This window comes from Staphylococcus sp. McC-251-APC-3A2 (assembly GCF_009695665.1).
In the GTDB taxonomy this organism is placed as follows: Bacteria; Bacillota; Bacilli; order Staphylococcales; family Staphylococcaceae; genus Staphylococcus; species Staphylococcus cohnii.
The window spans coordinates 58,663-80,047 of sequence record NZ_VUNO01000001.1 but is presented as its reverse complement, the minus strand read 5'-3'; the positions used below and the strand labels follow the sequence as shown (position 1 = coordinate 80,047).

19 protein-coding genes, 1 pseudogene and 1 riboswitch are annotated in these 21,385 nt (G+C 32.0%); of the genes and pseudogenes, 6 read left to right on the top strand and 14 right to left on the bottom strand.

What is annotated here, in order from left to right; all coding sequences use genetic code 11:
* Positions 1-17 precede the first annotated feature (17 nt).
* Genes FYJ81_RS00545 through FYJ81_RS00535 form a run of 3 tightly spaced genes read right to left on the bottom strand, consistent with a single transcriptional unit; the run spans position 18 to position 2,731 of the window.
* Entirely contained in the window at positions 18-383 is a 366-nt protein-coding gene (locus tag FYJ81_RS00545; protein ID WP_154409208.1) for a YtxH domain-containing protein, read from the bottom strand.
* A 15-nt stretch (positions 384-398) separates the two neighbouring features.
* Positions 399-1,097, bottom strand: a complete 699-nt coding sequence (locus FYJ81_RS00540; protein WP_107385126.1) for a pseudouridine synthase — start codon at positions 1,095-1,097, stop codon at positions 399-401.
* The gene (locus tag FYJ81_RS00535) at positions 1,094-2,731 is read right to left on the bottom strand and encodes a putative polysaccharide biosynthesis protein (protein WP_107385127.1); all 1,638 of its coding nucleotides are present in this window, start codon (positions 2,729-2,731) and stop codon (positions 1,094-1,096) included. Before FYJ81_RS00535 ends, FYJ81_RS00540 begins: the two co-directional genes overlap by 4 nt.
* A 129-nt stretch (positions 2,732-2,860) precedes the next feature.
* Between FYJ81_RS00535 and FYJ81_RS00530 the strand changes: the two genes are divergently transcribed.
* Together FYJ81_RS00530 and FYJ81_RS00525 are read left to right on the top strand one after the other, a co-directional pair.
* The gene (locus tag FYJ81_RS00530; protein WP_107385128.1) at positions 2,861-4,120 is read left to right on the top strand and encodes an NAD(P)/FAD-dependent oxidoreductase; all 1,260 of its coding nucleotides are present in this window, start codon (positions 2,861-2,863) and stop codon (positions 4,118-4,120) included.
* Positions 4,121-4,295: 175 nt separating this feature from the next.
* Entirely contained in the window at positions 4,296-4,391 is a 96-nt protein-coding gene (locus FYJ81_RS00525) for a type I toxin-antitoxin system Fst family toxin (protein ID WP_107385129.1), read from the top strand.
* A 156-nt stretch (positions 4,392-4,547) separates the two neighbouring features.
* Here the strand turns inward: FYJ81_RS00525 and FYJ81_RS00520 are convergent, their stop codons facing one another.
* The 3 genes and pseudogenes from FYJ81_RS00520 to FYJ81_RS00510 form a co-directional block, all read right to left on the bottom strand.
* Positions 4,548-4,859 carry a rhodanese-like domain-containing protein gene (locus FYJ81_RS00520; RefSeq protein ID WP_019467829.1) on the bottom strand — a complete coding sequence of 104 codons (312 nt, stop codon included), beginning with the start codon at positions 4,857-4,859 and terminating at the stop codon, positions 4,548-4,550.
* Between the two features lie 21 nt (positions 4,860-4,880).
* Positions 4,881-7,295 (bottom strand): leucine--tRNA ligase, encoded by a 2,415-nt coding sequence (leuS, locus tag FYJ81_RS00515; protein ID WP_107385131.1) that lies wholly within the window; start codon positions 7,293-7,295, stop codon positions 4,881-4,883.
* A gap of 462 nt (positions 7,296-7,757) precedes the next feature.
* Positions 7,758-8,926 (bottom strand): annotated as a pseudogene (locus FYJ81_RS00510) (MDR family MFS transporter).
* 109 nt (positions 8,927-9,035) lie between these two features.
* Between FYJ81_RS00510 and FYJ81_RS00505 the strand changes: the two are divergent.
* On the top strand, positions 9,036-9,989 hold the full coding sequence (locus tag FYJ81_RS00505) for a TIGR01212 family radical SAM protein (RefSeq protein WP_107384741.1): 954 nt from the start codon (positions 9,036-9,038) through the stop codon (positions 9,987-9,989).
* Positions 9,986-10,546, top strand: coding sequence for a class I SAM-dependent methyltransferase (locus FYJ81_RS00500; RefSeq protein ID WP_107384742.1), 561 nt, complete (start codon positions 9,986-9,988; stop codon positions 10,544-10,546). The genes FYJ81_RS00505 and FYJ81_RS00500 overlap by 4 nt, the downstream gene beginning before the upstream one ends.
* Before the next feature lie 118 nt (positions 10,547-10,664).
* On the opposite strand, the gene FYJ81_RS00495 is transcribed toward FYJ81_RS00500, so the two are convergent.
* From FYJ81_RS00495 to FYJ81_RS00485, 3 genes are all read right to left on the bottom strand, one after another.
* Positions 10,665-11,066 (bottom strand): transcriptional regulator, SarA/Rot family, encoded by a 402-nt coding sequence (locus FYJ81_RS00495; protein ID WP_019467834.1) that lies wholly within the window; start codon positions 11,064-11,066, stop codon positions 10,665-10,667.
* A 148-nt stretch (positions 11,067-11,214) separates the two neighbouring features.
* A complete protein-coding gene (locus FYJ81_RS00490; protein ID WP_107384743.1) occupies positions 11,215-12,171 on the bottom strand; it encodes an L-lactate dehydrogenase in 957 nt (318 codons plus the stop codon).
* A 215-nt stretch (positions 12,172-12,386) separates the two neighbouring features.
* Positions 12,387-13,211 carry an alpha/beta fold hydrolase gene (locus FYJ81_RS00485; RefSeq protein WP_107384744.1) on the bottom strand — a complete coding sequence of 275 codons (825 nt, stop codon included), beginning with the start codon at positions 13,209-13,211 and terminating at the stop codon, positions 12,387-12,389.
* Positions 13,212-13,478: 267 nt separating this feature from the next.
* On the opposite strand from FYJ81_RS00485, the gene FYJ81_RS00480 reads away from it, so the two are divergent.
* Positions 13,479-14,480, top strand: a complete 1,002-nt coding sequence (locus tag FYJ81_RS00480) for a proline dehydrogenase family protein (protein ID WP_154409207.1) — start codon at positions 13,479-13,481, stop codon at positions 14,478-14,480.
* Between the two features lie 276 nt (positions 14,481-14,756).
* Here the strand turns inward: FYJ81_RS00480 and ribH are convergent, their stop codons facing one another.
* From ribH to FYJ81_RS00455, 5 genes are all read right to left on the bottom strand, one after another.
* Positions 14,757-15,215, bottom strand: a complete 459-nt coding sequence (gene ribH / locus FYJ81_RS00475) for a 6,7-dimethyl-8-ribityllumazine synthase (RefSeq protein ID WP_107384746.1) — start codon at positions 15,213-15,215, stop codon at positions 14,757-14,759.
* A gap of 11 nt (positions 15,216-15,226) precedes the next feature.
* Complete coding sequence (gene ribB / locus FYJ81_RS00470; RefSeq protein ID WP_107384747.1) at positions 15,227-16,405, bottom strand: 3,4-dihydroxy-2-butanone-4-phosphate synthase; 1,179 nt, start codon at positions 16,403-16,405, stop codon at positions 15,227-15,229.
* Positions 16,406-16,415: 10 nt separating this feature from the next.
* Complete coding sequence (ribE, locus tag FYJ81_RS00465; RefSeq protein WP_154409206.1) at positions 16,416-17,048, bottom strand: riboflavin synthase; 633 nt, start codon at positions 17,046-17,048, stop codon at positions 16,416-16,418.
* 6 nt (positions 17,049-17,054) lie between these two features.
* Entirely contained in the window at positions 17,055-18,098 is a 1,044-nt protein-coding gene (gene ribD / locus FYJ81_RS00460) for a bifunctional diaminohydroxyphosphoribosylaminopyrimidine deaminase/5-amino-6-(5-phosphoribosylamino)uracil reductase RibD (protein WP_107384749.1), read from the bottom strand.
* A 158-nt stretch (positions 18,099-18,256) separates the two neighbouring features.
* Positions 18,257-18,391: riboswitch (FMN riboswitch) on the bottom strand.
* 399 nt (positions 18,392-18,790) lie between these two features.
* Complete coding sequence (locus FYJ81_RS00455) at positions 18,791-20,266, bottom strand: FAD/NAD(P)-binding protein (RefSeq protein ID WP_154409205.1); 1,476 nt, start codon at positions 20,264-20,266, stop codon at positions 18,791-18,793.
* 161 nt (positions 20,267-20,427) lie between these two features.
* Here FYJ81_RS00455 and FYJ81_RS00450 point away from each other — a divergent pair, with 161 nt between their 5' ends.
* Positions 20,428-21,357, top strand: coding sequence for an osmoprotectant ABC transporter substrate-binding protein (locus FYJ81_RS00450; protein WP_107384751.1), 930 nt, complete (start codon positions 20,428-20,430; stop codon positions 21,355-21,357).
* Positions 21,358-21,385: the final 28 nt, after the last annotated feature.

Here is a 21,385-nt window from a genome sequence, read left to right as displayed (position 1 = left end):
ACTAAATTAATAATTGCTTATTTGTTTTTATTGTTTTTGAGTTCTTCTTCAGTAACGACGCGAAGATTATTTGAAGGATCAGCTGCACCTTCATCAGTAAATCTCGCTTCTTCAACATGTTCTTCTTCTTCAGATTCGCCTTTAAAACGATCTTTTTGTTCGTTAATGAAACCTTTAGGGTCTTGTTTTACTTCATTATAAGTTTCATTGGCTTTTGAACTGATTTGACTAGCGATGTCTTTTGCGTTTTGCTTATAGGACTCAGGATTTGATTTATATTTACTATATTCATCCTTTAATTTATCTCTATTCTCTTTTTTAGAAAGAACAACTGCAGCAGCTGCGCCTCCAACACCTATAATTGCTTTTAATAATTTTGACATAATAACACCTCTTTATTATTTTAATCCTAATTGTTTAAAATCTATTTGAGTTAAGTGGCGATATTCACCCGGTTCTAAAGATTCATCCAGTTTTAGTTCACCAATGCTAATACGTTTCAATTCCAGAACTTCATTATCTATAGCATGAAACATACGCTTAACTTGATGATATCTTCCTTCATAAATTGTGACAAATGATTTATATGCCTCATCACTTTTTACTAAAGTTGCAGGCTTCGCCAAACCCTCATTCAATTCAATACCCATTTTAAATGATTTTATATCATTATTTGTAATATTTTTTTTAGAAATTACCTCATATGTTTTAGAAACATGCTTAGCAGGGCTCATTAGTTCATGATTAAAAGTTCCATCATTCGTAATTAATAACAAACCCTCAGTGTCTTTATCTAATCGCCCCACTGGAAAAACTTCTAAAAACCGATATGGTTCAACCAAGTCTACAACTGTTTGATGTTGGTCATCCTCTGTTGCAGATACATAGCCTTTAGGCTTATTTAACATTAGATAGACTTTATCTATATAATGAATCGTTTCATTGTTTTTTTGAACTACATCATTTTCTGGGTCTATTTGCTTTTTAGGAGATTTTTCTATTTTATTATTAACTGTAATCGTACCTTTTTTCAATAACTGTTTAACTTCTGTACGCGTTCCGACACCCATATTAGCTAAAAATTTATCTAATCTCATTTTATAAGACCTAATTTACGTCTAAGTTTATTTGGAATATCTCCTAAAAATTGATCGGCCAGTTTTGTCTTCATCGTAATTCCACCGTAAACAATCATACCTATAATGACACTAATAATTAAAATTGCTAAAGCGCCAAATTTAGTTTGTGGTGAAATAACCATTTGTAATAAAAATGATGATAATTCAACTACGACCATCATTAAGAAGCCGTATAAGAAAATTTTACCAAAATGTAGCCATGTTTCTGAGAAATCAAAATTAGCATATTTTTTAAGTATATAAAAATTACAGATAACAGCAAATAGCAATGCTATCGCCGTACTTAAAATTGCTCCGGCAGTATGGAAAGCCATAATCAATGGCGTGTTTAGTATTACTTTTAATACTACTGCCGCTAAAATTACAAATACTGTTAATTTTTGTTTATCAATGCCTTGTAGCATAGATGCTGTCACACTCAATAATCCTATTAAAATTGCCACAGGTGCATAATAAAATAACAATTGACTACCATCGACATTGTAACTATAAAAGACAGTATATAATGGTAAAGCTAAGGCCATAATACCCAGACTTGCTGGGACTGTAATATACATTAGAACCCCTAAAGATGTTCTGATTTGTCTGTGCATTTCTTTTAATTCACCCGATTCATACGTCTTAGTGATAAATGGGATTAAACTCACTGCAAAACCAGCAGATAAAGACGTTGGAATCATCACTATTTTATTTGTCGTCATGTTTAAAATGGTAAAGAAATAGTCATGTAAACGGCTTGGTACACCAGCCAAATCTAAGGCACCGTTATGTGTAAACTGATCTACTAGATTAAACAGTGGGAAATTCAAACTAACAATTACAAATGGGATACTATAAGAAATAATTTCTTTATACATTTTTCCATAGGAAACTGTGATATCTGAAGTATCCGTTGCTACCATTTTTTCAATGTTAGGTTTTCTCTTTCTCCAGTAATACCATAATGTAAATATCCCTGCTATCGCACCTATTGCAGCAGCAAATGTTGCTATACCGTTGGCTTGTAGCACACTTCCACCAAAGACATTAAGTACTAAATAACTTCCTACTAAAATAAATAATATACGTGCGATTTGTTCTATGACTTCTGAGACCGCAGTTGGCCCCATTGATTTATAACCTTGGAACACACCACGCCACGTAGCAAGTAATGGTATGAATATGACCACCATACTGATTATTCTAATAATCCATGTAATATCAGCTACTGACCAACCACCTTTAGTACCAGATTCATGTGCTAAAGTAATTGTGGCGATACTTGGTGCTAATAAATATAAAATGAAAAATCCAATAAATCCTGTTATAGTCATAACTATAAAGCTAGATTTATATAACTTTTCACTTACTTTATAAGCGCCTAAAGCATTATATTTAGACACATATTTAGACGCCGCTAATGGCACACCAGCAGTTGCGACTGCAATGGCAATATTATACGGCGTATATGCATAGTTAAAAGGTGCCAATTTTTCTTCTCCACCAATAATGGAGTAAAAAGGAATAATATATATAACACCCAAGACTTTAGTAATCAATATACTAAGGGTGATTAAAAAGGTACCCCTAACTAATTCTTTACTTTCACTCATTCAGATCTTCCTATCTCAAATTAAATTTTTACAATCATAACTTTAATCATAACGTTATAAACACTTTTTTTCAAAACTATATTACTATAAACTATAAAATAACACTATTTAGTAAAGTGAGGCAATCAAATGTACCAAACAATTATTATTGGCGGTGGCCCTAGCGGTTTAATGGCGGCTGCTGCCGCAAGTCAACATAGCGATAAAGTCCTTCTCATAGAAAAGAAAAAAGGACTCGGTCGCAAATTAAAAATCTCTGGTGGCGGACGTTGCAACGTCACAAACCGTTTACCATATGAAGAGATAATTAAAAATATACCAGGAAATGGAAAATTTTTATATAGTCCTTTTTCCGTATTTGATAATGAATCTATTATTCGCTTTTTTGAATCACGTGGTGTTGCACTTAAAGAAGAAGACCATGGACGTATGTTTCCTGTTTCTAATAAAGCACAGGATGTTGTAGATGCATTAATTCGTACAATTGATAAGAATAATGTAACTGTAAAACAAGAAACTTCAGTGCATGCTATTGAACATACACCACAACAGACTTTCAAAGTATTTTTAGATAATCAACAAACTGTTGAAGGTCATAGCTTGATTATCGCTACAGGTGGTACGAGTGTGCCAAAGACTGGATCAACTGGTGATGGTTACAAATTTGCTGAACACTTGGGACATACAATTACAGAACTTTTCCCGACTGAAGTACCAATTACGTCATCCGAACCTTTTATAAATAATAAAAGGTTAAAAGGATTGAGCTTAAAAAATGTTGCACTATCTGTATTAAAGAAAAATGGTAAAAAACGTGTTACACATCAAATGGATATGATATTCACTCATTTCGGAATCAGTGGCCCTGCCGCTTTAAGATGTAGCCAATTTGTATATAAGGAACAAAAAAATCAAAAACGCCAAGATATTGATATGCAATTAGACGCTTTTCCAGAACTAAGCTTTACACAATTAGAAGATAAAGTAAGTGAATTATTAAAGAATACACCAGATAAATATGTAAAAAATAGCTTACATGGTTTAATCGAAGAACGTTATTTATTATATATGTTAGAATTAGCAAATATTTCAGAAACATTAACAGCACATCATATGTCTAATGAACAATTTAATAAATTGATTACTTTATTTAAAGGCTTTACGTTTACAGTTAATGGAACTTTATCAATTGAAAAAGCTTTCGTAACTGGGGGAGGCGTTTCTCTTAAAGAAATCGAACCCAAAACGATGATGTCAAAATTAACTCCGGGATTATTTATGTGTGGCGAACTGCTAGATATCCATGGTTATACTGGTGGCTATAATATTACCAGTGCTTTAGTTACAGGTCATATATCAGGAACAAATGCAAGTAAATTTCAACGTTAAACATATCAATTTATATAATTTGTCACCTATTAGTTCCACTACTTACGTTTAAAACAAATTCACTATTTATCAATTTTAATGATTGATACTTTCTATGCGAGTGACACACGTAATGTTATAATATTTAAGTCGCCTACTCTCAGGCGTCAATAGACGTAGGGAGGAGGTGTATTTTGTGATTGATATCTTTGTACATATTATGACTACTGTCATCAGTGGTTGTATCGTTACGTTATTTGCGTACTGGCTGCGCAATCGTAATGACAAGTAAAATAGGCGACACTTAGCTAACACCAAAAAACCCCCTCACTACTCGCAATAGTGAGGGGGTTTGGTGTATCTGTATTGATATCTTTGTTAAACGTATTATAACACTATATTTGCATAAAATGCAAAATCATCGGCTTATTTTCACTCTGTCTAAAGATTAAATACTTTTAATTTCTAAACCTTCATCTCCCCATGCATCCATGCCACCTTCAACATTGACTGCATGAACGCCATTACGTTCTAAATACTGAACGACTTGTGCACTTCTGCCACCAACTTTACAAATAATATAATACGTATCTTCTGAGTTGAAGTGATTTAAATTATCAGGAATTTTATCCATAGGTATCGTTTCCGCTTCTGGTATCACGCCCATTGCTGTTTCTTCATCGGTTCTCACATCTACGATATGAATAGGATTAGAATTTAAAATTTTTGATTTCAATTCATCTATAGTAATAGTTTCCATAATATAAACGCCCCTTTTGTGTTATTTGGCAACAATATTAACAAGTTTTTGAGGTACCGCAATCACTTTTTTAATATCTTTGCCTTCTATTTCAGCTTTAATATTTTCATTACCTAATGCTGCTGTTTCCATTTCTTCTTTTGAAATATCCTTAGAAACATTGATTTTGGCACGAACTTTGCCATTTACTTGAACGACAATTTCCACTTCATCATCGACTAATAATGTTTCATCATATGATGGCCAAGGTTGATAAGTAATTGTCTCTTCATGTCCTAAGCGCGCCCATAATTCTTCACCTATATGTGGTGCAATTGGCGCTAACATTTTAATAAACCCTTCAATATATGGTTTATAAATCTCATCAACTTTATAACAATCATTAATGAAGACCATCAATTGACTAATTGCCGTATTGAAGTTTAATGTTTCAAAGTCTTCCGAAACTTTTTTCACAGTTTGGTGGTAACTTTTATCTAAAGCTTTATTATTAGTATTGACTACTTTATCTGTGATTAAACCGTCTTCTGTAATTAAAAGTCTCCAAATTCTATCTAAGAAACGTCTTGAACCATCTAATCCTTTATCACTCCAAGCAATTGCAGCATCTAGAGGACCCATGAACATTTCATATAGTCTTAAAGTGTCAGCACCATGCGATTTGATAATATCATCTGGATTGATAACATTACCTTTAGATTTACTCATTTTTTCATTACCTTCACCTAAAATCATACCTTGGTTAAATAATTTTTGGAATGGTTCTTTGGTAGGTACTACACCTAAATCATACAAGACTTTGTGCCAAAATCTAGCGTATAACAAGTGTAACACTGCATGTTCAACGCCACCAATATATAAATCTACAGGCAACCAATGTTTTAACTTTTCTGGGTCAGCTAACATCTGTTCATTATCTGGATCAATAAAGCGTAAATAATACCAACAACTGCCTGCCCATTGTGGCATTGTATTTGTTTCACGACGACCTTTCATTCCAGTTTCTTTATCCACGACATTAACAAATGCATCTATATTAGCTAATGGTGATTCACCTGTACCTGAAGGCTTAATTTCGTCAGTTTCCGGTAGGAGTAATGGCAATTCATCTTCGGGAACAGTCGTCATAGTCCCATCTTCCCAATGAATTACAGGAATAGGTTCACCCCAATAACGTTGACGACTAAATAACCAATCTCTCAGTTTATAATTAACTTTTCTATTTCCGGCATTGTTTTGTTCTAATAATGTAATTGCTTTTTCAATCGCTTCATTATTATATAGACCATTTAACTCTCCTGAATTAATATGAGGTCCATCGCCATCATAAGCTGCTTCAGATATGTCTCCACCTTCAACGATTTCTGTAATTGGTAAATCAAAAGTTTTTGCAAATTCATAGTCTCTTTGGTCTCCACTAGGGACAGCCATAACTGCTCCTGTACCATAAGAAGATAAGACATAATCTGCTATCCAAATTGGCGTTTTCTCACCAGATAAAGGATTAATTGCATATGATCCGGTAAAAACTCCAGATTTTTCTTTAGCTAGTCCAGTACGTTCTAAATCTGATTTCATCGCCGCTTCTTGTTGGTATTTCTCAACACTTTCTTGATGTTCTGATGTAGTAATTTTGTTAACGAGTTCATGTTCAGGGCTCAACACTAGGAATGTAGCACCATAAATAGTATCTGGACGTGTTGTAAACACTTCTATTTGATCATTAATATTTTCTACATTAAATGTTATAGACGCACCTTCTGAACGTCCAATCCAATTTCGTTGCATATCTTTTAAAGATTCAGGCCAATCTAAGTCATCTAAATCTTCAAGTAATCTGTCTGCATATTCAGTAATTCTAAGCACCCATTGTTTCATCGGTCTTCTATAAACAGGGTGTCCGCCACGTTCAGAAACACCATCGACAACTTCTTCATTTGACAATACAGTGCCTAAGGCAGGACACCAGTTCACTGCTACTTCATCTATATAAGCAAGACCCTTATTATATAATTGGATAAATATCCATTGTGTCCATTTATAATATTCTGGGTCTGTTGTATTAACTTCTCGATCCCAATCATAACTAAATCCTAACTCTTTAATTTGACGTTTAAACGTTTGGATATTTTGTTTAGTGAATTCACGAGGATCATTCCCTGTATCTAGCGCATATTGTTCAGCTGGTAAACCAAATGCGTCCCACCCCATAGGATGTAATACATTATATCCTTGCATACGTTTGTATCTTGAAATAATATCAGTGGCTGTATAACCCTCAGGATGTCCTACATGTAATCCTGCTCCAGATGGATAAGGGAACATATCAAGTGCATAAAATTTTTTTTGGCCTAAATTATCTTCTGTTTTAAATGTTTTATAGTCTTCCCAATAATCCTGCCATTTTTTTTCAACTTCATTATGATTGTAATTCACTTCATTTCCTCCTGTTCAATAATAAAAAGACACCTCAAACTATTATATAATAGGGACGATTTTTCACCGCGGTACCACCCTGTTTCACTTAATGTGCGCTCATTTTAATTAATAGTTAGAGATGTCATTCATTCATTTTAAGTCCTGGTAAGTTCACTAGATGCTTTACGCTAAGTTCCACCAACCTTAGCTCTCTGTGGAAAAGCTTTCAAGTTACTACTCCTATACTCTTCTTATGATATTTGAAAAAGCCCTTTATTTCAAGTATAAAGTTGATTTTCAGGCTTCATCTTAGTGCATATATAAATTTATTAAAATAATATGTAAAAATATTGTTAATTCAATAAGCATCACTTGCTGAATTAACAATACTTATCCTTTTTATCGTATAACAAGAATTATCTGGGTTTAAAAGTTAATTAAATCTACTATCGTTGACTAAAATATTGACACATTTTTATGCTAAATATCTTTTGGTAATTTGTGGTCATAGAATGTTAAAAATATGAGTGATAAAACTAACAGTGAAATCATGCTTAAAAACATAATTTGCATGTTAAACATATCAACAACTACGCCACCAATAAGTGGTCCGAATGCTTTACCTACTGTCGCTGCAGAATTTACATAACCTTGAAATGAACCTTCTTTCCCATTAGGCGCAAGTTGATTTGCGATAGTTGGAACAGCTGGCCAAACAAACATTTCTCCCAATGTTAATATAATCATACCTACCATAAATACAGAAAATTGTTCTGCAAAACTTGTGACAAAAAAGATATGATAAAAATACCTATTCCAACATACATTTGATGTTTCAGATTACCTTTTAATAATCTGATTACCGGAATGATTAATGGTTGTGCTACTAATATCATGATACCATTGACAGTCCATAATAAACTGTATTGGCTCATAGAGATATTTAGCTCTTGTGTAAATGAAGCTATTGTACTTTCCCATTGAATATAAGCAATCCAGCAAATACTAAACATAATGCATAACAATGTTAACGCGATGAATTGAGGTCTATACGCTTTATCTAATAAACTCATGGCATCATTTGATTTTACTTTAACGTCCAATTTAATATTAAATTGACTAATTGCCACTATGCCAAATGCAATATACATCAGTAAATTAGCAATAAATATATAATTAAAACTTAATTCCGCCACAAAACCGCCAGAAGCTGCGCCAATCGCCACCCCTAAATTTTGAGCTAAATATATCGCATTAAAAGTTTGTCTACCACCTTGCGGCCAAATTGCACCGGCTAGTGCATAAATTGCTGGTACAATCATGCCGCCACCAAAGCCAAGACAAACTAACCAAACTGCATACCATGGCCATCCGTGAAAAAAATTCAACAAAGTAGTACTACTTAAGCAGATCACTGTACCTATCATAATTGTCCGATAGCCACCCAATTTATCAAATAGATTACCACCTAGTAAATTTCCAATGACCATGCCAAATGAATTAATCATCAAAACTAACCCTGCCATAGTTAAACTTTTATCTAATTCTTCATTCATGTATATTGTATTTAATGGCCATAAAAAACTTGAGCCTGTGATATTTAATGCCATACCAATAACCAACCACCACACTGATTTTGGCATATTCATAACCATAAGCTCCTTTCTTTTTTTAAATTTCTGTTTTTACTCTAAACACTATATCATTAAAATATGTTAAAATCTTTAACTAGAATGAATTTAGAAAGGAAAATGTTATATGGGACAATTCTTCCCTTACGCATTCGAGAATAAACGATATCATACTTGGAATTATCATTTAAAAAATAAATTTGGACAAAAAATCTTTAAAGTTGCAATTGACGGAGGATTTGATTGTCCAAATAGAGATGGCACGGTTGCACATGGTGGCTGTACATTTTGTTCTGCAGCAGGAAGTGGAGATTTTGCAGGAAATCGTGTAGATCCGATAGATGTTCAATTTCAACAAATCAAAGATAGAATGCATGAAAAATGGCATGAAGGTCAGTATATTGCTTATTTCCAAGCATTTACTAATACACATGCACCAGTAGAAGTATTAAGAGAAAAATACGAAACTGCATTAAAAGAACCCGGCGTTGTCGGATTATCTATTGGAACGCGGCCTGATTGCTTACCGGATGATGTTGTAGAATATTTAGCTGAATTAAATGAACGTACTTATTTATGGGTTGAATTAGGTCTACAGACAGTACACCAAAAAACTTCAGATTTGATCAATCGTGCACATGACATGAAAACGTATTATGAAGGAGTGGCCAAGCTACGCAAACATAATATAAATGTATGTACACATATTATTAATGGGCTTCCTGAAGAAGATTATGACATGATGATGGAAACAGCTAAAGAAGTAGCACAAATGGACGTCCAAGGTATTAAAATACACTTATTGCATCTCCTTAAAGGCACACCAATGGTAAAACAATACGAAAAAGGTATGCTAGAATTCATGTCACAAGATGATTATACAAATTTAGTTTGTGATCAGCTAGAAATTTTACCAAAAGAAATGATCGTTCATCGAATTACTGGTGATGGTCCGATTGACTTGATGGTTGGACCAATGTGGAGCGTCAACAAATGGGAAGTGCTTAACGAAATTGATGAGGAATTAGCACGAAGAAATTCTTATCAAGGAAAATACTATGAAACGACGGTTAAATCATGAAGCTAGAACGCATTTTACCATTTTCCAAAACGCTACTACAACAACATATCAACAAGGATAGTATTGTTATTGATGCCACGTGTGGTAATGGCAATGATACCGAGTTTCTAGCACAACAAGTACCAAATGGTAAAGTCTACGCTTTTGATATTCAAGAAATTGCAATTCAAAATACGAGTAAAAAGACAGACGCATTTAAAAATGTACACTTAATTCAAGATAGTCATGCTAAAGTAAAGCAATATATACCAAGCAACGAGATTGGACAGATTGATGCAGCCATTTTTAATTTAGGATATTTGCCTAAAGGCGACAAATCAATTGTAACAAACTCTAGTAGTACATTAGCAGCGATAGACGAAATATTTGATATATTAGCGACAGAAGGTATTATAGTACTAGTTATATATCATGGGCATGATGAAGGTAAAATCGAACGTGATGCATTATTAAATTATCTACAACATTTTGACCAAAACAAAGCACACATATTACAATATCAATTTATTAACCAAAAAAACAATGCACCATTTATCTGTGCAATTGAAAAAAGATAATATATATAATAAAAATGCATCTCCTTTTAAGCGGAGATGCATTTTTATTTTAGTATAGATATTAACTACCTATTACTATTTTGAGTCTAACTTGTCATTTTGTAACTATAATTATTCCCTATAATTTTAAGATAGATTTAAGACTAGATTGTATAGTAGATGATTTTTCGTTTATTTCCGCTTTAAAACAATTTAAAAGTTCTTCCCTTTGATCTTTTAAATCCTCATTGAAATGTATAATTACTGTACGTTCGTCATTAACGGGTCTTTCTTTAATAATCCATGCTTTCTCAACTAAATCGTTATATGTTCTTGTACGTTTATATGATTTAATTTTCACATAATTATCCATTTCTTTAAGCGTCATTGATCCTTCTTCCCAAAGTGTTAAAAGAATTAATATTTCTTCTTTTGACATTTTATATTGTTTCTGTACTTTTCCAAAGATATCTTCAATATCTTTAAGTACATGTTCCAATCTAAGGACACTATCTACCATATCAGCAATTGTCTTCCCCATAGAAATATCCCCCAATCATAATATAAAGTTAAACATGTAAAATTAATTTACCAAAAAATCATTCAAAGCAAAATTTATTCATATCAGAATAAATTTTGATATTTTCAATAAAATTAATCTTATATACAGTTTAAAATTAAATTATGAATTATGCAATTAGTTGTTTGATTTTATTTTGCATATCTTTCAAAATTATGGCAGAATTTTCAAACTTTTCACTTTCTTCACTATTTAATTGCGTTTCATATACTTTAATTGCGCCATTTCTATTAATTAATGTTGGAACTCCAATATAAATATCATTTTGATTATACTCACCTTCTAAGTAACTTGAAACAGGTAATACTACATTTTGGTTTTTTAAAATAGCTTGTGTTATACGAACTAAGCCCATTGCTATACCATAATACGTTGCACCTTTTGATTGGATAATATCATATGCAGCATCTCTTGTGTTAGTAAATATTTCATCTATTCTATGTTGTTTATCAGGGTTATCTTTCAATGCATGGTATATTGGTTGACCAGCAATATTAGCTTGTGACCATACTGCTAATTCAGAATCGCCATGTTCACCAATAATTTGTGCGTCCACACTCCAAGGTGACACACCAAATTCTTGTGCTAGTTCAAATTTAAATCGTGCAGTATCTAGTATCGTACCAGATCCAATAACTTGTGATTTCGGTAAGCCTGAAACTTTTTGTGTTACATATGATAATACATCTACTGGATTAGTTGCTATAAGAAAAATACCATTAAATCCTGTGTTCATAATTTTTGTGACAATGTCTTTAAATATTTTTGTGTTTTTTTCTACTAAATCTAATCTAGTTTCACCTGGCTTTTGCGCAGCTCCTGCAGTAATAACAATTAAATCAGCATTACCACAATCTTCATAATTACCAGCTTTTACTTTAACAGGTGAATCACCATATGGTGCACTATGATTTAAATCTGCAACATCGCCTTTAACTTTCGCTTCATCTAAATCAATAATTACTAATTCATCAGCTAAGCCTTGTGCAACTAATGCAAATGCATAACTTGATCCAACTGCTCCATCACCTATTAAAACTACTTTATTCCCTTTTTCAAATTTCATGTTAAATCGCTCCTTTTATTTCAAAGTAAATATTTCTAAAATTTAATGTGATTTTTTTCACAATATAAATATAACAATTATTATTTTAAAAATCAACGTTAGATCACATTTATACACTCTTTTTATAAGCAATTATTTAGTCATAATTTGAATAAATTGGATTTAAGTTAACTTACTTGTTTCCATAAAATGATATTCATCATTTATTAAACGAATTATGACGGTTCATTTTCATCATGTACAATAAAACCAATGTTACTGGCACTATTATTAAGAAATGCTAGAATATAGCGCATTACTTCATCTCTTTCAGGTTCATTATGTATTTCATGATTTAATCCTTTCCAGGCTTTAAAATACAGTTCTTCTGTTGCAATTTTTTCTTTAATTAAATACATCGTAGAAACATCTGAAACTTTATCTTCAAGTCCATACATTAATAATAAAGGAAGTGGTTTAATATCTTTTAAATGTGTAACGGTCTCTTTCATGATTTCTATGACTTGTTTATACCAATAATAAGTAACTTTCTGCAGCATCAGTTGATCCTCTTTTGCTTCTTCAATAACTTCTTCATTTCGTGTTAAATCTTCAATCGTAATACCTATTTTAAACCTTGTATCTTTTGTTAATTTCCCGACATTCGATACAATTTTATCTTTTCTAGTTTTATTACTTTTCTTAAATTCTAACAATGGAGAAATCAACATTATTCCTTCAATAGGCACATCCACTTTTTCAAGTAAATTTAAAATGATAAGCCCACCAAGGCCCACACCTAAAACATAAGTCGGCAGTTTATACTCATTAGCTATTCTAATCCACTCAAGGACATGCTCATGATATACTTCAAAGTTTGATATTTGTCCTTTATTCGCACGCGTCGTTTGACCTTGACCAGGCAAATCACCCATGATTACATGATAACCATTTCTACGTAGCATTGTTATAACATATGCATACCTACCTGTATGTTCGAGCATGTTATGGGCAATTACAATGACGCCCTTTGCTTCATTTTCTGTTTCCCATTTCCACATATTCCATACTTCCCCTTCTACAATAATTTCAATAACTACATTGTATCAAAATATGATGTACTTTTTCCATTTTTAACGTATAAATCTTACCGTTATATGTTACTTCAACTTTATCATTAAATGTCGTATCTAAAGCGTGAGTCAATGTTATCGTGTAGTATATAATATTTAGTGTAATAAATTTTAATGTAAACGATTTCATTACTATTCGATTCATGCTACACTATTATTGAAAGAACAGCTATTAGCAGAATGGGAGGAATTAATATGCCAATTGTGAAAAATTTTTTTATAGGATTATCTAACAATCCTTTTTTAAATAAAACAGCTAAGGAAATAGGACCTATGTTCGGCGCTAGAAAAGTAGTCGCAGGGAATACTATTCCAGAATTAGTTGACACAATTGAACGTTTAAATAACAAAGGAATTACTGTCACAGTAGATTGTCTCGGTGAATTTGTTTTAAATGAAGGTGAAGCAATACAATCAAAAGTTCAAATATTAGAAGTGATGTATGCTATCTACAATCATAATTTAGATGGTCACATGTCTATTAAAATCAGCCAATTAGGTTCTGAATTTGACCTTGATCTTGCTTATCGCAATTTACGTGAAATATTACTTAAAGCTAACGAATTTGGTAATATGCATATTAATATAGACACTGAAAAATATGATAGCTTATTTGATATTACTCAAGTTTTAGACCGATTAAAAGGCGAATTTAAAAATGTGGGAACTGTTATACAAGGATATTTATATAAAGCAGATGCACTCGTTGATAAATATCCAGAATTACGATTACGTATGGTTAAAGGTGCATACAAAGAAAATGAAAACATCGCTTATCAAACTAAAGAAGAAATTGACGATAATTACATACGCTTAATTAAAAAGCGACTGTTAAATGCGAAAAATGTCACTTCTATTGCTACACATGATGATGCTATCATCACACATATTAAACAATTCATTAAAGACAACAATATTGAAAAGGATAGCTATGAATTTCAAATGTTATATGGTTTCCGCTCAGAATTAGCAGAATCACTAGCGCGAGAAGGGAATCATTTCTGTATCTATGTGCCATACGGTGATGATTGGTTTAGTTATTTTATGAGAAGATTAGCAGAGCGTCCTCAAAATTTAAATCTGATGTTTTTAGAAATTATGAAACCTGAAGTGTTGAAAAAAGCTGGGGTAGTAGTTGGAGCATTATCAACTATTGGAGCAATTAGTGCATTGTTATACAAAAAATTAAAAAATTAGCAAACTTTCAAATTAAAAAGTATGTAATTAAAATCGTTTTAAACATTATTTTAGATTAATGAAATGTAACTCCAAGACTGTGAATGAAAGATTACAAACACGTACTAAGTAAATCATATCCACAGGCATGCAAGAACAAAAACATGAAATATTAAGCTAAAAGAGAGCTCACCCGTAGAGGTAAGCTCTCTTATTTTGAGCATAAATAATTATATTTCATACTACGTCATATTTTTAAAATTTTAAATTGTACTATTTCTATAACTACTGCAAACATTAAATTTCTTTCAATAAATTCGCCATTTCTATAGCACTTACCGCTGCTTCAGAACCTTTGTTGCCTGCTTTTGTACCTGCACGTTCTACAGCTTGCTCGATATTCTCAGTAGTTAAAATTCCAAAAATAACTGGTGTATCCGAAACATCATTCGCTTTTGAAACACCCTTTGCAACTTCATTACATACATAATCATAATGTGACGTTGAACCTCTTATCACACATCCTAAAGTAATTACTGCATCATAATCACTTTTTTGAGCTAATTTTTTAGCTACTAATGGAATTTCAAAAGCACCAGGAACATATGCAACATCAATATTTTCTGCTGGTACTTCATGTCTAACTAAGGTATCTTTAGCACCGTCTAACAAACGATTCGTAATGAAATCGTTAAATCTACTTACTACAATCGCTACTTTTAAATCTGATCCTATTAATTTACCTTCAAAATTCATGTTTTTTCCTCCTATATTAAATGACCCATTTTCTCTTTTTTTGTTTGCATATACGCTTGGTTATATTGATTTGTAGGTATCACTAATTCAATTCTTTTAGCGATATCAATACCGTAATTTTCTAAACTTCCAAATTTTTTAGGATTATTACTTAATAAATTTACACGTTTGATACCTAAATATTTTAAAATTTCTGCAGCATATCGATACTCTCTTAAGTCTTCATCAAAACCGAGCGCAATATTTGCTGTAACAGTATCATAACCTTGTTCTATCAATTCATAGGCTCTTAATTTATTAATTAAGCCGATTCCTCTACCTTCTTGTGGCAAATAAAGGATAACGCCTCCATGTTCATTAATATATTCCATAGATGCAGCAAGCTGTTCACCGCAATCACATCTTTGACTATGGAATATATCTCCAGTTAAACAAGCAGAATGTATGCGCACATTCTCTGTTTCATTAATTTCACCATTCGCGATTGCTACAATTTCCTCGTTATCATTCGTTCTAAAACCATACATGTCAAAATCGCCAAATTCAGTAGGCATCTTTATTTTCGCTTTAGCTTCAATAGACGAAACAGATTGCTTTCTATATTTTTCTAAATCTTCGATAGATATCATTACCAAATTATGTTTACTTTTAAATGCTTCTAAATCGTCACCTTTTGCCATTGTGCCATCATCATTCATTATTTCACAAATGAGTGCTGCAGGTTTTGCGCCAGTTAGATTAGCTAAGTCGACAGAGGCTTCAGTATGACCACGTCTAGCCAACACACCATCATCTTGAGCTATTAATGGAAATAGATGGCCTGGCTTATTAAAATCTTCTGCTGTTGTACTATCATCGATTAACGCCTTCGCAGTGAGCATTCTTTCATCAGCACTGATACCTGTTGTTGTTTTAACATGATCGATACTTACAGTAAATTGAGTACCATAAACATCTGAATTATGATTAACCATTGAATGAAGTTCTAAATCTTCAGCTATTTTTTTACTAATAGGCGCACAAATTAACCCTCTACCATATTTAGCCATAAAATTAACTGTATTATCATACATCCATTCTGTAACTGCTACTAAATCGCCTTCATTTTCTCTATTTTCATCATCTACTACAATGATACTTTTACCTTCTTTAAGTGATTCAAGTGCTAATTCTATACTATCTAATTGCATTATACCCCTCCTAGAATCCAAAAGCGCTTAGTTTTTCTAAACTTAAACCTTTTTCGCTATTGCCAACTATTCTTTCCACATATTTAAACAACATGTCTGTCTCAATATGTACAGGATCACCCACACGTTTTTGATTTAAAATAGTTGATCTTCTTGTTTCTGGTATAAGATGAATATCAAATTCTGTATCTCTTAATTGAAACACTGTCAAACTTACGCCATCTACAGTAATTGAACCTTGTTGTACCATTTGATTTATAATAGAAGTAGATGGTTTAATAGTTACAATTTTAGAATTATCTGAGTTTTGTATTTTAGTGATTCTAGCTACTTCATCTGTGTGGCCGAGTACAAAATGGCCACCAAATCTTCCCGTACCACTCATTGCTCGTTCTAAATTTACCTCAGTAGCTTGATTTAATTGATTCAGATAGGTTTTATTCTCAGTGCCTTTAATTACTTGGACTGAAAATGACTGATTATCAAATTGTATTACAGTTAAACATACACCGTTTACACTAATAGAATCACCAATATGCATGTCAGATAAAATTGTCTTACAATCAATTGTTAAATTAACAACGGATTGTTGTGTTGCAACTTTTTTTATAGTGCCTATTTCTTCGACAATACCAGTAAACATAGTTATTCACTTCTTTCGCAATTCTAATTTAATATTTTGCTCAAGCATTTTGGAATTTACAATTTCAAATTGAGGTACGTCTGATAAATTAAAGACATTTTCTGTTTTGAAAAATTGATAATCACCAGAACCACCTATTATTTTCGGGGCATAATATAAGATGAGTTCATTCGTATAGTTAGATTGAAGAAATTCTGAAGTAATCGTAGGGCCTGCTTCAACCAAAGCACTTCCAATCCCATATTGATATAACTGTTTTAAAATATTTTCAATCGTGCAATTCGAACAATATATAATTTCTATATTTGTATCTTCACTTTTTAAATTTTTATTTTCTGTAAAAATCCATATTGGTGTCACCGGTTGTTTAAATATGTCTAAGGTAAAATCTACCTGGCCAGATTTTGAAAGTATCACACGTATCGGTTGCTTACCTTCTTCAATCCTTGTAGTATATTGCGGATTGTCTGCATTTAAAGTACCAGTACCAGTGATAACTGCATCATGTTTATGTCTGAGCATAAATACATCTTGTTTAACAGTTTTGTTAGTAATCCATTTACTTTCACCATGATCAGTAGCTTGTTTACCATCTAAACTACAAGAAACTTTTACAGTAACTTCAGGGACGCCTTGTCGTTTAGTAATAAAAAAGTCGTTATACAATGCTTCAGCCTCTGGCTTATGATGAAACTCAACTTTTATTCCAGCATTGTGCAAAATATCGTCACCTTTAGTCGATAATGTCGTATCTTTAACAGCATAAACAACTTTTGAAATACCAAATTCAATAATTTTGTTTACACATGGTGGTGTTGAACCATAATGTGAGCAAGGTTCTAAAGATATATAAATTGTTGCTCCATTTGCAGCTTCTTTAGCCATATCTAAAGCTTGCACTTCAGCATGTTTATCACCTTTTCGTAAATGTGCACCGATGCCAACGATTCTACCTTGATTTACTACAACTGCACCTACTGGCGGATTTACACCTGTCTGGCCATCAACCATTTGTGCCAATTGGATTGCATAGTTTAAATATTGACTCATATAACCACCTCTTAATAATAAAAAAACACCTGAAATTGATTTCAGGTGTGGGATGTATTTAGATATAACATAAATTACTTAAATTTGAATACACTTCTCCAATTTTCAGAAAAATGTATGTTAAATAAACACTAAAAAAGTGCTTTTTTTGTTATACTTCATTCTTTCTCCCATCCAGACTATACTGTCGGCTCTAGAATTTCACTAGATCAGCCACACTTGTCAAAAACAAATGCAGGTCGCAGGCTTAATTTACTGCCGGTTGGGAATTTCACCCTGCCCCGAAAGAATATTTATGAAATTGTAATTGATGATTGAGTCATAGTAACTTTATGAAAGTTACATCGTTATCGTACTATATATTTATACAAAAAACAATTCATATTATCTAAGTCGGCTTTATTTAATAACAACCACTTTCTTATATCCTTTGATTAGCAATGCTTATAAGCAATTTTTACAAAACCATTTTTAAAATATATTTTTCCAAATGATTTCCTAAATAATTAACCGTTAAAACAATTTAAATGTTTTTCGTTTTTAGTTTGAATTATAAAAATAACCGCTTATCCAGCTATATAAAATCGATAGTCTTACTTCATAATGTATGCATATTTATATTCACTTAAAAACATATTTCACTTACGGCTTAATTATGTAAGCAATGTTCGTTTGAATGCTACACTACAAAATTAATCATGCTTAGTGTTTAATAATTTTTCTACTACACTAACGGCTTGTTTTACTATCATCATAACGCCGTTACGTGATTGGTTAATCCCATTTGTAACTTGGCCTAAAGCAAACATGTTCTGTAAAGTACCGTAACGCGGACTTATAATTTGATTTGTTTCTGGAATGATTTGAATACCACCAAGTGGGTGTGCTTGGACAACTTGTCTATTTTCTAAATTTAGAATTAGTTGATCATCTTGATCTAAATCTGATAAATGTGATTTTGAACCAGTAGCATTAATAACAATATCAAATTTATCGATCGCTTTAAAATCATCCTCATATTTAAAACAAAACTGCTGTCCGTCATGTTTTACATCTTCCAACCCTTTTTTGATTTCAATTTGCCCATTTTCAATATGGTCGATAATTAGTTTTGCTGTACGTGGGGGCATTGGATTTGAATTTTCTTTTAATATAGATTGGTATTTTTCTAAAAATATCTTCTGATCCTGTCTACTGAAACTATTCCAAATCCAATTAAGATTTTCTTTTGTTAATTCTAAAATACTTTGAAATTTCCCTAGCTCATCGGCATGTTGTAAATCATATGTTAAATCTAAAATTGGATCACCTTGTCTTCTGTGTACTAATTTCTCTACTGGAATATCATAATATTCACAGTCCTTTTTAAATAATGCTAATGCTTCCTCCAAAGGTACATTCCCAAAATATTCTTTTTTGATTTCATTAAAATTTTCTGGTGTAAGATATTTAAATTGAATTTCTGGCATATCTCCCCTAACACTAGGTAAATGACCTTTACGACTCGTCACAGTAATAGGTAAATTTGGATGATGTGCCGTTACAAATCGAATTACATCTAAACTTGCTAGTCCTGTTCCAATGATAGCAATTCTATCAGTACTATCAACCTCATTTAATGTGTCATATGTTGGGTAAGGTGTTTTTATGTAACCTGGTGTTCCTTTTAAATGATATGGGTCATGATAAGACATCGTACCAATCGTTAAAAATACGATATCATAACGTCGGCGTTTCTCTAGATTTTCAGAAGTACAAACAACATATTTAACATGCGTATCACCAATATTAGATTCTATAAACACTTCCAAAACCTCTTCTTTGATCATATGAATATTATTATAGCGATTATGATAAGTTTCCAAATAGTCTTTCATATAATGTCCAAAAATAAATCTAGGTAGATACTCTGGGTTAGAAAATTTAAATATGGATTGTTCTTGATACCATTCATAAAATTCCCGTTCATTATTCAAATTTAAGGACATTTGACTTGCGGGCAAATTGATTAATAATTGGTCGCTGTCATTTTGAAACGGCACGCCTTGTCCCATATTTTTAGGATTATCATAAACGTCTAATTCCATTTGTTTGAATTCCTTATATTTTACCAATTCTTTCAACAAACTAACACCTGCAGTGCCCATACCAATGATAGCTAAACGCATTTCACTCATCCTTACTTTAATTAATTTATACTTAGTATATCAAGTATCGAATTAATATTACATATTAATGGATTATGCCACCATTATACAAAATTAATAAATATGTTAATATAAAAATGTTGTATCAAAAAATATTTCTAAAACATATAAGGGGTTAAAATATGAAATTTTTTAAAAGAATAATCTATTTATTGATTGCAAGTTCACTTTTATTAGCAAGTTGTGATTTACCTGGTTTAGGTGGCGGTCAATCTAAAAACTCAGTTAAAATTTCTGCTTTAGCTACGAGTGAATCTCAAATCATGGCTTATATGCTCAAAGATTTAATTGAACATGATACAAAAGGGAAAACTACTGGCTCCATTATTAACAATTTAGGTTCAGCTACAATTCAGCATAATGCATTGCTCCGTGGAGATGCTGATATATCAAGCACTCGCTATACTGGCACTGATTTGGTTGGAGCTTTAGAACAACAACCCATTACAGATACTAAAAAAGCAATGTCTGTTACTCAAAAATTATTTAACCAAAAATTTAACCAAACGTTTTTCGACTCTTATGGATTTGAAAATACTTTTGCTTTTATGGTTACTAAAGAAACCGCAAAAAAATATGATTTACATACTGTTTCAGATTTAAAAAAAGTAAAAGACAAAGTTAGAGTTGGTACGGATACTACATGGATTAAGCGAGGCGGCGATGGTTATGCACCATTCCGTGAACATTATGGGTTTGGATTTAATGATTTAAAACCTATGCAAATTGGACTTGTTTATGACGCATTAAAAAATAACAAACTTGATGTTGCACTTGGTTACACAACAGATGGAAGAATTGCAGCATATGATTTAGTTGTACTTAAAGATGATAAAAACTTTTTCCCACCATATGATGCTAGCGCCGTTGCACCAAATGAATTACTACAAAAAAATCCACAAATTAAAAAATCCATTGCTAAGTTAAATGGTAAAATTAGTACTGAACAAATGCAAAAGCTCAACTATGAAGCAGATGGAGAGGGTAAAGAACCAGCAATTGTAGCCAAAAGATTTTTAGAAAAACATAATTATTTCGAAGATGAAAACTAAATTTAAACATTGCTTTTTATGTGATATT